Source organism: Undibacter mobilis, from assembly GCF_003367195.1.
Taxonomy (GTDB): Bacteria; Pseudomonadota; Alphaproteobacteria; order Rhizobiales; family Xanthobacteraceae; genus Pseudolabrys; species Pseudolabrys mobilis.
The window spans coordinates 1800214-1813390 of sequence record NZ_QRGO01000001.1 but is presented as its reverse complement, the minus strand read 5'-3'; the positions used below and the strand labels follow the sequence as shown (position 1 = coordinate 1813390).

The 13177-nt window shown below is 60.7% G+C and carries 16 protein-coding genes; 10 read left to right on the top strand and 6 right to left on the bottom strand.

Annotated elements, in window-relative coordinates; translation table 11 throughout:
• Positions 1-43 precede the first annotated feature (43 nt).
• Positions 44-1216 carry a CaiB/BaiF CoA transferase family protein gene (locus DXH78_RS08535; RefSeq protein WP_115516628.1) on the top strand — a complete coding sequence of 391 codons (1173 nt, stop codon included), beginning with the start codon at positions 44-46 and terminating at the stop codon, positions 1214-1216.
• 6 nt (positions 1217-1222) lie between these two features.
• Here DXH78_RS08535 and DXH78_RS08530 read toward each other — a convergent pair whose 3' ends face one another.
• A complete protein-coding gene (locus DXH78_RS08530; RefSeq protein WP_115516627.1) occupies positions 1223-2404 on the bottom strand; it encodes a low temperature requirement protein A in 1182 nt (393 codons plus the stop codon).
• A 98-nt stretch (positions 2405-2502) separates the two neighbouring features.
• Here DXH78_RS08530 and DXH78_RS08525 point away from each other — a divergent pair, with 98 nt between their 5' ends.
• The 3 genes from DXH78_RS08525 (at position 2503) to DXH78_RS08515 (ending at position 4144) form a co-directional block, all read left to right on the top strand.
• On the top strand, positions 2503-2793 hold the full coding sequence (locus tag DXH78_RS08525; RefSeq protein ID WP_245416772.1) for a hypothetical protein: 291 nt from the start codon (positions 2503-2505) through the stop codon (positions 2791-2793).
• Positions 2794-2837: 44 nt separating this feature from the next.
• Entirely contained in the window at positions 2838-3323 is a 486-nt protein-coding gene (locus tag DXH78_RS08520) for an MgtC/SapB family protein (protein WP_115516626.1), read from the top strand.
• A 377-nt stretch (positions 3324-3700) separates the two neighbouring features.
• The gene (locus tag DXH78_RS08515) at positions 3701-4144 is read left to right on the top strand and encodes a hypothetical protein (protein WP_115516625.1); all 444 of its coding nucleotides are present in this window, start codon (positions 3701-3703) and stop codon (positions 4142-4144) included.
• Between the two features lie 24 nt (positions 4145-4168).
• On the opposite strand, the gene DXH78_RS08510 is transcribed toward DXH78_RS08515, so the two are convergent.
• Both DXH78_RS08510 and DXH78_RS20360 read right to left on the bottom strand, forming a co-directional pair.
• Entirely contained in the window at positions 4169-5809 is a 1641-nt protein-coding gene (locus DXH78_RS08510) for a GMC family oxidoreductase (RefSeq protein ID WP_115516624.1), read from the bottom strand.
• Between the two features lie 4 nt (positions 5810-5813).
• Complete coding sequence (locus DXH78_RS20360) at positions 5814-6005, bottom strand: hypothetical protein (protein WP_430727493.1); 192 nt, start codon at positions 6003-6005, stop codon at positions 5814-5816.
• A gap of 287 nt (positions 6006-6292) precedes the next feature.
• On the opposite strand from DXH78_RS20360, the gene DXH78_RS08505 reads away from it, so the two are divergent.
• From DXH78_RS08505 to DXH78_RS08490, 5 genes are all read left to right on the top strand, one after another.
• Positions 6293-7204, top strand: coding sequence for a sensor histidine kinase (locus DXH78_RS08505; RefSeq protein WP_115516623.1), 912 nt, complete (start codon positions 6293-6295; stop codon positions 7202-7204).
• Positions 7201-7347: a hypothetical protein gene (locus tag DXH78_RS19825; RefSeq protein WP_168192745.1), complete on the top strand. Its 147-nt coding sequence runs from the start codon at positions 7201-7203 to the stop codon at positions 7345-7347. Before DXH78_RS08505 ends, DXH78_RS19825 begins: the two co-directional genes overlap by 4 nt.
• A 71-nt stretch (positions 7348-7418) precedes the next feature.
• Positions 7419-7583 (top strand): DUF3309 family protein, encoded by a 165-nt coding sequence (locus DXH78_RS08500; protein ID WP_115516622.1) that lies wholly within the window; start codon positions 7419-7421, stop codon positions 7581-7583.
• 18 nt (positions 7584-7601) lie between these two features.
• Complete coding sequence (locus DXH78_RS08495) at positions 7602-8297, top strand: VIT1/CCC1 transporter family protein (protein WP_115516621.1); 696 nt, start codon at positions 7602-7604, stop codon at positions 8295-8297.
• A 16-nt stretch (positions 8298-8313) separates the two neighbouring features.
• Positions 8314-9447 carry an SbmA/BacA-like family transporter gene (locus tag DXH78_RS08490; protein ID WP_245416771.1) on the top strand — a complete coding sequence of 378 codons (1134 nt, stop codon included), beginning with the start codon at positions 8314-8316 and terminating at the stop codon, positions 9445-9447.
• Between the two features lie 8 nt (positions 9448-9455).
• Here DXH78_RS08490 and DXH78_RS08485 read toward each other — a convergent pair whose 3' ends face one another.
• The 3 genes from DXH78_RS08485 to DXH78_RS08475 form a co-directional block, all read right to left on the bottom strand.
• Positions 9456-10496, bottom strand: coding sequence for an ATP-binding protein (locus DXH78_RS08485; RefSeq protein WP_488225866.1), 1041 nt, complete (start codon positions 10494-10496; stop codon positions 9456-9458).
• A gap of 35 nt (positions 10497-10531) precedes the next feature.
• A complete protein-coding gene (locus tag DXH78_RS08480) occupies positions 10532-11218 on the bottom strand; it encodes a response regulator (RefSeq protein ID WP_115516619.1) in 687 nt (228 codons plus the stop codon).
• 96 nt (positions 11219-11314) lie between these two features.
• Positions 11315-11701 carry a GCG_CRPN prefix-to-repeats domain-containing protein gene (locus tag DXH78_RS08475; protein ID WP_115516618.1) on the bottom strand — a complete coding sequence of 129 codons (387 nt, stop codon included), beginning with the start codon at positions 11699-11701 and terminating at the stop codon, positions 11315-11317.
• Positions 11702-11978: 277 nt separating this feature from the next.
• On the opposite strand from DXH78_RS08475, the gene DXH78_RS08470 reads away from it, so the two are divergent.
• The gene (locus DXH78_RS08470; RefSeq protein ID WP_430727475.1) at positions 11979-13175 is read left to right on the top strand and encodes an efflux RND transporter periplasmic adaptor subunit; all 1197 of its coding nucleotides are present in this window, start codon (positions 11979-11981) and stop codon (positions 13173-13175) included.
• Positions 13176-13177: the final 2 nt, after the last annotated feature.

The window sequence follows — 13177 nt, the reverse complement described above, 5'->3', positions numbered from 1 at the left end:
CCGACCCGCGAATATTGCCGAACGAAAGCCGCAAGGAAATCTCATGTCGAAGCCACTCGCCGGAATCCGCGTCCTCGAGCTCGCCCGCATTCTCGCCGGCCCCTGGTCGGGTCAGATGCTGGCCGATCTTGGCGCCGACGTGATCAAGGTCGAGCGCAAAGGCGCCGGGGACGATACGCGCCAGTGGGGCCCACCCTTCGTCGAGAGCACCGATGGCAGCCATCTCGGCGCCGCTTATTTCCATGCCGCAAACCGCGGTAAGCGCTCAATCGAACTGGATTTCGACGATCCGGAAGGCCAGCGCATCGTCCGCAAACTGGCGGCCAAGTCCGACGTGCTGATCGAGAACTTCAAGGTCGGCGGGCTGGCCAAGTTCAAGCTCGACTATGCGAACCTCAAGGACGAATTCCCGCGGTTGATTTATTGTTCGGTGACCGGCTTTGGTCAGGACGGCCCCTATGCGCAGCGCGCCGGCTACGATCTGATGGCGCAGGGTATGGGCGGCATGATGGATCTGACCGGCATGCCGGGCAATCCGCCGACGCGCGTCGGCGTCGCCATCTCCGACATCTTCACCGGCTGCTACGCCACGATCGGCATTCTTGCTGCCCTGCAGCAACGCGAGCGCACCGGCAAGGGTGCCTATGTCGATACAGCGCTGGTGGATTCGACCGTCGGGGTCCTCGCCAATCAGGCGCTGAACTTCCTCGTGTCCGGCAAGATGCCGGAGCGCATCGGCAACACGCACCCGAATATCGTGCCGTATCAGGAATTCCCCGTCGCCGACGGCCATATCATCGTCGCCACCGGCAATGACAATCAGTATGTGAAGTTCTGCAATGTCATCGGCCTTCCGGAGCTGGCGCAGGATCCGAAATACGCCAACAACACTGGCCGACTGACACACCGCAACGAGCTGGTGCCGCAACTGGCCGCAGCGACCAAGCGCATGACCCGCGACGACTTGCTCGCCAAGCTGGAGGCGCAGAAGGTGCCGGCCGGCCCGATCAACAATCTTCAGCAAGTCTTCGACGATCCGCAGGTGAAATACCGCGGCATGAAGCTCAATCTGCCGCGTGCCGAAGCCAAAGGCGGTACCATTCCCGGCGTGCGCACGCCCATCGTCATCGACGGCTGGCGTGCCGCCAGCGAAAACCCTTCGCCCAAGCTCGGCGAGCACACCGCAGAAATCCTCAAAGAGATCGGCGAGGGCTGAAGCGGGTCACGCCTCGGCGCGCTGACGCAGCGACAACCACTCCCAGGTTGCGACGACGATCAGGATCCCCGTCGTAATTGCCGAGAGTTGCAGCGGCGACACGAAAAACGACGCTGGCACCGCGAGCGCCAGCAGACCCAGCCCGACCAGATGCGAGAGCGGCAGGTTTGGCGCCGACAACCGTTTAAACAACGCATTGCCGATCAGATACAGCGCGGGGCCGCCCACGAGCGCGCCCAAGGCCGGCAGCTCGACGTGCCCGCCAGGGTGATGCAGCACCAGTTCGTCGCCAACCGCGACGACGATGATGCCAGCCACGATCGGCATATGCATGAATGTGTAGCCGGCGCGCGCCAGCCGGCCTGGATCGTCCGACGTTTCGATCTGCCGGCTCGCACGCTCTGCGCCGATATTGAAATACACCGCCCATAACGCGACACTGCCCGTGAAGGCCACGAGGAAGGCCACAATGTTGGTGACCGTCCAGTCAAGCGTGGCGAAAGTCGCACCGGTGATCAGGATCGACTCGCCGAGCGCAATGATGATGAACAGGCCGCAGCGCTCCGCCATATGGGCGCCGGCCACGGCCCAGTCGGTGCTGACCGAACGGCCAAGGCGCGGCACCCAGTAGCCGAGGATTGGCGCGGCCGTCTCGATCGCCACGGCGAGTGCCCAGAACTGAAGACGCCACGCCGCATCGCCGTAACATCCCGCCAGCCAGAAGGGCGATGCCGCCAGGTGCCAGATCGAAATGCGCACGAAGTTGCGAAAGTTATTTCTGTCGTGGCGATAGAGTGCCCACAACATCACGCTGTCGCGGATCACATGCATGGCGACATAACCTGCCGCCACGGCTCCACCGCGGTCATCAAACGCCTTCGGCAAAGCAGCGGAGAACACCAGGCCGGCCAACATCAGCGCAAACAGCATGATGCGGACTACCGGCCGCGCCGGGTCGAGCCAGTTCGTCACCCAGGCGGCGTCGATCCAGGCCCACCACATCGCAACAAGCAGCACCGCTGCCTGAGCAAGTCCGATCGGGCTGAGATGCGCCAGCAGCCCGTGCGACAGCTGTGTGACCGCGAATACGAAAACCAAGTCGAAGAACAGTTCAACATAGGTGACGCGGCTGCCCTCATGACCGGTACGGAGGCGCGTTTGGCTGGTGCGGGCGGCAAAGAGGCTCATGCAGGGTTTCCGGTTGGGTCAGAGCGACATTTCTAACCGCCCCGGCCGATGCCCGCCAGCCGGGAGCCATTCGGAGGCCGGCGCGTTATGCTGGCCCAATGGCCAAAAAGAAGTCCCGAACGCCCACCGCCACGTCAAGCAAAGCCGCGAAGGCGGCGACTGACGACGATTTCGTTGGCAAACGCATCAGGATTGAACGTGCCACCTGGGACGCAATCTCGCTGACGGCACGCGAGCAGATGAAGGACCTCGACGACATCACTGAGGAGGCGTTTCGCGACCTGCTGAAGAAATATGGCCGCACCGCCGACTTCCGCGAAGCGCTCAAAATGAGCGCCAGGCAGGCCACCGGCAAACCGGCACACAGGCGGCCCCGCAAGAAGCGCTAGCCGGGAGCGATGGAACTTCGGCGGCCCGCCCCGGTTTATGCGCCATGGACAGCAACGCCTGGGACGAAATATTCCGCCTTCTTGCCGCGGCCGGAGCCGGCATCGCCATCGGCCTCAATCGCGAAATGCAGGGCAAGCCTCTCGGCATGCGGACACTGGCCCTCGTCGCTTTGGGTTCGGCCATTGCCGCCCTAACGGCCGTCGATTATCGCGGTCTTGACCACAATCCTGATGCGCTCAGCCGCGTTGTGCAGGGCGTATTGCAGGGCGTGCTCACCGGCATCGGCTTCATCGGCGCTGGCGTCGTGTTGCGTAACAAAGATGCCGGAACGGTCGAGGGACTGACCACGGCGGCCTCCGTGTGGGTCACGGCCGCAATCGGCATCGCCTGCGCGCTGGCGGCATGGCATCTCGTCATCATCGGGGTCGTGCTGACGCTCGTTGTGCTGGCCGGCCTCGGCTGGGTGGAAGACAAGCTTTTCCCTTCCCGCGACGCAGTGAACAAGCCGCAAAATATTGACAAAGCTTAAATATCCACGGCACTCCGCAAATCGATATTTTTCGCCGGAGGGCTTATCCACAGGCGGCCGACTCAGCTAGCCCTGTCGTGGAACGAGCTGTCATCGGGAAATTTCATGCTCCTTGCTCTTCATGACTCGCCTTCTCTGCAACCTTCCCAATATTCGGACGTCACAACCGAAAGCCCTCCGGCCCTGATGACGCCGGCACGGCGCGCCGCGCTCGATGCGCTGGAGCGCGAATTTCACGAACTGCTGATTCGGGGCATTCTGAAAACCGCCGGACACTGATCCAGCGCGCGCCGGGGCTCCGTTGCGTTAGGCTGAATGACGGCCTAAATCGGTCCGGCCGGTGCTGGTGCCGGAGATAGCGCCTGAAGTCAGGGACCATGGACACCGAGATCCTGCGCAGACTGCACTATGCCGCGGCCATCGGCTGCGGCGTTTTCGCAGCGCTGGTGGTGCATATTCTGCTGACCGTGTTCGGGGCCGGTCTCGATACCGTGCTGCGTGAGGCCAACGCCGGCAATGCCAAACAGATGGCGTCCGCGATTGCCTGGTGGGCGATTGCCGGGGCCGGCTTTATCGGCGGCTGGAGTACCGGCGCGTATCTCATCGCCGCGGCGCGCGGCCGCGAATTCATCGCCCGGCTCGCGCAGCGCTTCCTCATTGCCGTCGTGTTCGCGATGGCAACGGCCGGCGGCGTCATGAGCAAGAGCGGCAATCTCGGCGGCACCATCGACGTAATTGCCGGGCTGGCCGCATTGGGACTTGGCGTCATCTGCGCCTTCTGCGGCGCGCGGCTCGCTTATCTCAACGCCGAGCAGGTCTGACGTCCAGAACGCCGCTCCAACGCGTCACGCCGCCGCAGCGGGTCGCATAGCGTCCTGCAGCATCATGTCCGCACATTTCTCGCCGATCATGACGATGGCGGCATTGGTATTGCCCGACACCAAAGTCGGCATAATCGAGCCGTCGGCAACCCGCAGGCCGTCAAGGCCGCGCACACGCAGCCGTTCATCGACTACCGCGCCGGCGTCCGGCCCCATACGGCAGGTGCTGACCGGGTGAAACACCGTCGTGCCCTTGTCGCGCGCGAAATCGAGCAGCGCGTCGTCGCTTTGCGCCCTCGGGCCTGGGTTGATCTCCTCCGCCACATATCGCGTGATGGCGGGCTGGCTCATGATGTTCCGGGTCAGCTTCATGCCGGCAATCATGACGTCGCGGTCGAAGGCCGCCGACAGATAGTTGGCCTTTATCGCCGGCGCCTCGGCCGGATCGGCGGACTTGATATGCACCGTGCCGCGGCTGTGCGGCCTGAGCTGACACACCGAGGCGAGAAAACCGGAATGCGAGTGCAGTTTCTGGCCAACGCCGTCGGCGCTGAACAGAATGAAGTGGATCTGCACATCCGGTGACGCCAGCGATGGATCGGTCTTGAAGAAACCGCCGGCATAGCCGGCGCCGATGGTGAGCGGCCCCTTGCGATAGAGGGCATAGTCGAGCGCCGCACCAACGCGGCGGGAAAAGCTCGCCATCGTATCGTTCACGGTAATCTTTTCGGTGCAGCGATACTGAAAACGCGCCTGGAAGTGATCCTGCAGATCGGCCCCGACGCCGCGCATCTCGTGCCGCACCTCAATGCCGTGCGAGCGCAGCAAGTCGCCGGGCCCAACGCCTGAAAGCTGGAGGAGCTGCGGCGAATTGAACGCACCGCCGGACAGCACGATCTCGCCCGCGGCCCGCGCCTGAAAGAGCTGGCCGTGCTGGCGATACTCGACACCAACAGCACGCTTGCCCTCGAACAGAATGCGTGTCGCCAAGGCCCGCGACTCGACTTTGAGGTTGGGGCGCTTCAGAGCCGGCTTGAGATAACCCTTGGCGGTCGAGCAGCGCCGGCCGTTACGTGCGGTGAGTTGGTAGTAGCCGGCGCCTTCCTGCGACGGTCCGTTGAAGTCGTCATTGCGCGGGTGGCCTGCCTGCTCCGATGCTTTGATGAAGGCTTCGCACAGCGGATGCGTTTCGACGTCCGAAACGCATAGCGGTCCGCCCGTCCCGTGCAGATCGTCGGCGCCGCGCGTCTGATCTTCGGATTTCCGAAAATACGGCAGCACATCATCGAAGCCCCAGCCGGTGTTGCCGAGCTGCCGCCACTGGTCGAAATCTTCATGCTGCCCGCGGACATACAGCAGGCCGTTGATCGAGCTTGACCCGCCAAGCACCTTGCCGCGCGGCTGGATAATGCGGCGGCTGTTGAGTTCGGGTTCCGGCTCGGTCTGATACAGCCAGTTGACTCGCGCATCCGTGAACAGCTTGCCGTAGCCGAGCGGGATGTGAATCCAGATATTGCGGTCGCGGCCGCCGGCCTCGAGGAGAAGGACCCGGCATTTTCCCGATGCGGACAGGCGCTCCGCCAGGACGCATCCGGCACTGCCGGCGCCGACAACGATGTAATCGAATGAGCCTGCATCCTGCAAAAGACATTCTCCCCGGGGCATTTTGTTATTTGTCGGGGAGTGTAGCCAAAATCCCGCCGCCGGGAAGAGCGCCGTTTGATGCGCAGGTCAGCGACCCGGCAACGTCACACCACGCGTGACGAGATAGAATGTCGAGACGACAAAGTTCGAGCGGAATGCCGTCGAGACAATCGTCGAACGCGCTTTCGGCGACGTGTACGGAACAGGCACGAGCGATCCAGACGTCGTCGCCCTCGCCTGCCTGCTTGCGATCGGCTGCTCGACAGATCGGGGCCTGTAGTTTCCCTTCATTTCGATCGCGGGAGAATAGCCCTCCGGCGGCGCTTCACGCTCCCCGGATACCAACGGACGGCTTCAGCGCGGCAACGTCGAACACCCTGTATCCGTATGCGGCTGAAAAGGCATGCCTTTCCAGCGTTTCCGAGACTTTATCTCCAATTGTTTGAGACCCAACATGATTGACTTGTATCAAGGACTTTCTGCACTTTTGGCGTGGAATGGTCTATGCTGACTGCAGATGCGGCACGGCAACTTGGAATTACTCCGGTTTCGGTAGTTCATCGTACTTATAGGCTCGGGGAGGTTTCCCATGCCTACGTCCGGTCTCTCACGGGTCACCTGTCGGAAGACCTCACCGAAGCCTGCAACGCAATTTCAATAGCGGCAAGTTGGCCCGTCACGAGGTGCCACGTGATTTCGATGTATGAGAAAGAGTTACGCTGGCACAAAGCGACCGAATCAAAGTTGCGCGAAGCCGTCATTCGCGAAAGGGCTTTGTTGCACCAGAAAGACGCAATGATCCAACAGATGGATGTTCTGGGCAAGGAGTCAGAACATCGTTTTCTGAACGGCCTGCAATTGATCACCAGCCTTCTTACAGCCCAGAGCCGCGGAACCACCGATCCCGAAGCTGCGGCCCAACTGATGATCGCGGCCAACCGTGTCGCGACGCTCGCGCGTGTTCATCGGCACCTCCACGCCCTCGACAAGACCGAGAGCGTTCAATTCAAGCCTTACCTTGAAGAACTATGTCACGACATTGCGGATATGACCGCCAACGAAATTCCACGCCGATCCATACGTGTCGAGGGAGATGCCCTGAGGATCCCAAGCGTCACGGCAATTCCTCTTGGATTCATCGCCAACGAATTGATCACAAACTCAATCAAGTACGCAAAGGGCAATGTCACGGTTGACCTCAAATCAACACCGGAGGGGAACTGCGTCCTTTCTGTCAGTGACGACGGCCCGGCATCACCTGCACCGTTCGACCCCATGGCGACGCCCGGATTGGGCATGAAGATCATTACCGCACTCACCAGGCAGATTGGCGGTGACTTCCATTTCGCCAAAGGCGACCGCGATCACGGGCCTCGGTTCTCTGTAACATTCAAACCTCAGGACATGCACTCATGAACCGTAATACTCTTTATATCGCCATCGCCGCGCTGATCGTCGTCGCCGGGGTCGTCAGTTATCAACTCTACCAGGAACGACAGAAAACGACCGGCATCGATATTAACATCGGGAAAAGCGGAATTTCCATCGAGAAGAAATAGTAGTCCCGACCTTACGGGAGGCTGCTAACTGAATCGTACTCGTCGCTTGTCGCAACAAGGGAAGATCAAACATGTCACTTGGCACCATTCTCGTTATCATCCTGATTATCTTTTTGCTGGGCGGGTTCAGCGGCCGTTTCGGCGGCTATGGCTACGGTTTCGGTCACGGCGGCGTGGGAATCATTGGTACGATTCTGATCATTGTCCTGATTCTGATGCTGCTCGGACGGATATGACAGGCGGGCATAAGAACAGTGGCCCGTCTTCACCCCGAAAACCATCTCGTCAGCCGCATCGGCTGGTTGCGCGCGGCAGTGCTCGGGGCCAATGACGGTATCATATCAACCGCAAGTCTGATCGTTGGAGTAGCGGCGGCAGCGACCACACAACATGACGTCTTGATCGCCGGGGTTGCTGGCCTGGTGGCAGGAGCCATGTCGATGGCCGCCGGCGAATATGTTTCGGTCAGTTCACAGTCCGATACGGAGCGCGCAGACCTCGCCCGCGAACGCAAGGAATTGAGTGATAATCCGGCCTTTGAACTTGATGAGTTGGCAGATATCTACGTCAAACGCGGACTCGATCGGGAATTGGCTCGGCAAGTGGCTCAACAACTAATGGCAAACGACGCTTTGACCGCCCACGCCCGCGACGAGCTCGGAATCTCGGAAATTACCACAGCGCGTCCAGTGCAGGCCGCGCTGACATCTGCAGCGACATTTGCCGTTGGCGCGGCTATGCCGTTGCTTATGGTAATCGTCGCTCCCTCGTACGCGCTGGTGCCCGTCGTAGCGGGAGCCTCCCTGGGCTTTCTCGCGCTGCTTGGTGCGATCGGCGCCCGCGCGGGCGGCGCCAACATACTTCGCGCCACGGTCCGCGTGACATTCTGGGGCGCTTTGGCATTGGCCATTACGGCCGGTATCGGCAAATTGTTCGGCACTGTGGTCTGAATCGAGAAGTGGGTCATTGACGACGGCATCCTCCAAAACAAAATTTAGGCCGCGCATCTACATTGCCCCGGATGCAAGACGTTTGATCGCGCGTTTCTGGCAGAGTGCGTCCGGGTTCTGGCGTGGACCAACGCGCTGGCGGGCGTGGCTTCTGGTCGGGCTGTTGATTGCTACGGTCCTTCTGCAGCTGCTGACGCAATATTGGCTGAACTTCTGGAACCGCGACTTCTTCGACGCTATCGAGCGAAAGGACGGAGCAGCGCTGTGGGTGCAGGCGCGGCATTTCATCCCGCTGGCTGGCGCGAGTCTTATTCTCGCCGTTACCTCTGTGTGGGCCCGCATGACGATGCAACGCCAGTGGCGTGCATGGCTAAGCGCCCATCTCTATGACTACTGGCTTCAGAATGGCCGCTTCCGGCACCTGAGATTCATGCAGGGCGAGCACCAGACCCCCGAGTATCGGATCGCCGAAGACGCAAGAGTTGCAACCGACCTGCCCATCGATCTCACGCTCGGATTGATCTCGTCCGTGCTCACCGCCATTATCTTTATCGGCGTACTCTGGAGTGTAGGCGGTCGCCTTGTCATCGACAGCTTTGGCGTAGGGCTTGAGATTCCCGGCTATCTGGTCATCGCCGTTGTTGTTTACTCACTCCTGATAACCGCGGCGATGATGCTCATCCCCCACCGCCTAACGCGAGTCATTGAAGACAACAAACGCGCCGAGGCCGAATTGCGCGCGGTTGGCGCACACCTTCGCGAGAGTGGAGAAGGCATCGCGGTGCCGGATGGCGCGTCAGGCGGGCGGCTCACGATTGGCGCCGCATTGACCGAGGTAATCGCTCAGTGGCGGGCCTATTGTTGGCAGCTCATGCGGATGACGATGGTGTCCCACTCGAACACCTTGCTGACGCCGGTCATTGGACTGCTTCTCTGCACACCGAAGTATCTGGTGGGAGCCATGACTCTCGGCGAAACCGTCCAGGCAGCGGCGGCGTTCGCTATTGTCCAAGGCGCATTTAACTGGATCACGGACAGTTATGGCCGGCTGGCGGAATGGACCTCTTCCGCGAACCGCGTGGCATCTCTCCTCTTGGCACTGGATCAGATCGAAGACCCGGATCGGGACAAGATGGCCGATCGCGCGTAATCCGGAATTCATGTCTCGGCTGGTCGTGCGCTTCCGATAGGAAGAACGATCTCGAAAATCGAGCCGCCCGCCAAGGATGTTCGATATTGCGCCCGCCCGCCATGCGCTTCCGCAATCGCACGGACGACAGACAGGCCAAGCCCGGAACCGCCAAACTGGCGGGAACGGGAAGGCTCCGCCCGCGTAAAGGCATCGAAGGCAAGCGGCGCAAATTCAGAACTCAGACCAGGCCCCTCATCCTCAACGGACAAAGTGATACCGGACTTCTCAGGACGCAACAGAACTTTGATTCGTCCTGGCATTGCGTAGCGGCGCGCGTTTTCCAGAAGCGCGAGCAGCGCCTGCCGGAGTCTGGTCCCGTCGCAAGACAGCGTCGCCGGTTGCACAATCATTTCAATTGAAAATCCTGCCTCGGTCAGAGCGGGACGCATGGCATCGACCGCCTGGGAGACTTCCATCGCGAGGTCGGTCGGCTCGAGCCGCACTTCGAGGCGCCGGCTGTCCGAGAGCGTGACGATTCGTAGATCATCGACAAGGCGCGAAAGACCCTCGACCTGGGATAATAGATTCCTGAGCAAATCGTCGCTCGGCGCGAACACACCCTCGGTGAGGCCCTGCAGGCGGCCACGCAAGATTGTGAGTGGCGTTCGCAGTTCGTGCGCAGTCGCGGCATTCCACGAAGCCATGGCCTCCGCCACGTCCTGCAGTCTCTGAGCCATCGCATTGAAGTCATCGACCAATTGAGCGGTCTCGCCGAGGGAGCGATCACCGGCGGCGGCACGCGCGGTCAGATCGCCAGCCGCAATCTTGCGCGCGCTCTCCGCCAAGGAGTTCAGAGGCGCGAGGATACGGCGAGCCAGGCCAAGGGCGACGCGGATCGCGATGGCGAGGCCGACAAGAAGAAAGACGGCGATCAGCGCGAAATCCGGACCCTCCGGGAGAACCGGAGGCGGTCCCGGCGGGGGCGGGAACCAAGTCAGATAAAAAGTGTAGAAGATGAACGACCCGACGAAGACCATCAGGATCGCGATAACCACGACCATGCCCATCGACAGCGCAATTTGTCGACTTAGGCGATACCGTTTCATATGGCCGACAATCGGTAGCCGACTCCGCGAACAACCGACATCATACCGGTTGCGCCAGCCTCTTCCAGCTTGCGGCGGAGATTACTGACATGGCTGTCGACTGTCCGCTCCAAGGCGTCGCCACCCGGAAGGCAAGCATCAATCAACTCGCTGCGGCCGAAAGCCCGCATGGGCGCTTTTGCCATATGAGCGAGAAGTCTGAATTCTGTGAGAGTCAACTGCAGCAACACCGAAACATTGTCCTCGCGGACCTTAGCGAGATGACTTTCAAGATCGATTTCGAGCTTGCCAATCCTGAGAACACTCTTGCTGCCTGCAGAACTTGATCGTCGCAAGACCGCCTTGGCGCGGGCGGCCACCTCGGCGGGATTAAATGGTTTGACCACATAGTCGTCCGCCCCCAGACGCAAGCCTTGCAGACGGTCGATATCCTGGTCGAGCGCGGTAATCACGATGACCGGCGTCTCTCCGCGACGGCGCAGTTCGGCCAACACCTCCCAGCCGTCAACTCTCGGCATTTTGACATCCAGAAGAACGAGATCTGGCTTCAGAATAGAATGCTGATCGAGCGCGGTCTGACCATCGGCCGCACTCACGGTCCGAAATCCTTCCCGTACCAGATAGGCATCGAGGATTCTGGCGATTTCCGGCTCGTCTTCAGCAATTAGGATGAGTTCATTCATATCAGGCCATCCGGTTGGTCGCCTCTGTGTCCAATAAGCCGGAGGCGGCCAAATGACCCAATAGGGAAAATGTGAGGGGCGCGCAATTCAATCTGCCTAGTCCTCGTTGTCGTCGTTATCGTTATCGTCATGTTGACCGTAATCGTCGCCATACCATCCATATCCGTAATGCCAGCCATCGGTAGACGGCCGGCTATAGTCTCCGTATCCATCATAGCGATACGGCCATAGGCCGCTCCCATAGTAGACGGTCGGGCGATTGGGACGGCAACCGCCCCAGGGCGTGATGTGCCAACCCGGCCCACATTCCAAGTCGGCCCTTATCGCGAGCTTCTCGTGAAAAATGCTCTCCCGCGGCATGGCCATTGCGCCGCTAGCAATGTTCAACAACGCCCCCGCAAGGAGAGCCGAATGCAACAGCATCTTTCTCATTTGACCAACATAGCTCCTGTCATCGTCGCAGTTCGCGACCAGAAACGTCATCAAACATCGTGGCCGAATTCCTCCCGATGCGTCTCCCCAAGGGCTGAGAAGGAAGCTGTCAGCTTTCGAACAAGATACTGATTCAAAGGAGAATTGCCGAGATTCGACCCAGCATTATCTCGCTTCGCCCGGCACTCTCCATCAAATCTGCATCAAACCTCCATAGGCGACGCATGCTCTCCGGATAAGTGGCACCTCTTGTATGCGCCCATGGGCGCCCGGGCCCGGCGCTATCAACCGTTCCCTACGAAAGTGAGCGTCTGTGAAGACTCGTTCAGTGATTGCGAAGATCGTAACCCTCGCAATCCTTGCGGCGCTTGCTGGCTGCAAGCCCGCATCCAATGACAAAGCGACCGCTTCCGCGGGAGCGGACCGTCCCGAGGTCGGCGTCGTCACCCTGTACCCACAGGCGGTGGCAATTACCGCGGAACTTCCTGGGCGCGTCGTTGCATCCCTGACGGCCGAAGTCAGACCCCAGATTTCCGGCATCATCCAAAGGCGTTTGTTCATCGAAGGGAACGAGGTGGCCGAGGGAGCGCCGCTCTATCAGATCGATTCTGCGCCCTACCAAGCCGCCTATAACAGCGCGAGCGCGGCCTTGCAGAAGGCCGACGCTTCGGTGCCGAGCGCACAGGCCAAAGTTGAGCGGTACCAGGGCCTCGTCAAGCAGAACGCCATCAGCAAACAGGAACTGGATGATGCCGTTGCTACGCTCGCCCAGGCCAGAGCGGACGTCGCAACCGCCAAGGCAAACGTTGAGACCGCAAGGATCAATCTCGATTATACAACGATAAAAGCTCCGATCGGCGGGCGGACCGATAAGTCGTCCTTGACGCCCGGCGCTCTCGTCACAGCCGGTCAGACAAGCGTGCTGACCACGATCCGCACGCTCGACCCGATTTTCGTCGACGTCACCCAATCGAGTACGAACCTACTCAACCTGAGACAATCAATCGACGCGGGCCGCGTAAATATTGCCGGCTCAAACGTCGCCGTGAAGCTAAAACTTGAAAATGGAACGATCTATCCGCTGACGGGCAAGCTCGAATTCTCAGAGGCGAATGTCAGCACGTCCACCGGCACGTTCACGGTGAGAGCCGTCTTTCCCAATCCGCAACGGCTGCTCCTTCCAGGCATGTATGCCCGCGCCATCGTCGAAGAAGGCGTGGCGCCGAACAGCTTTCTCGTCCCGCAGCGCGCCGTCACCCGCAACACCAAAGGTGAGGCCACCGCCATGTTTCTCGACCGGAACGGCAATGTCGAGGAGCGCGTGCTGTCCATCGGCCGCAGCGTCGGCAACAACTGGCTCGTCGGGTCGGGGATCGCCAACGGCGACCGCGTAATCGTTGAAGGCATTCAGTTCGTGCGCGTCGGCCAGCAGGCCAAAGGCGTAGAGGTTGTTATCGACGAGACGACCGGCGAGATCCGGGAACGCCGCGCGGCCATTCCGCCTGACCACGCGACGAAGGGCTGAAG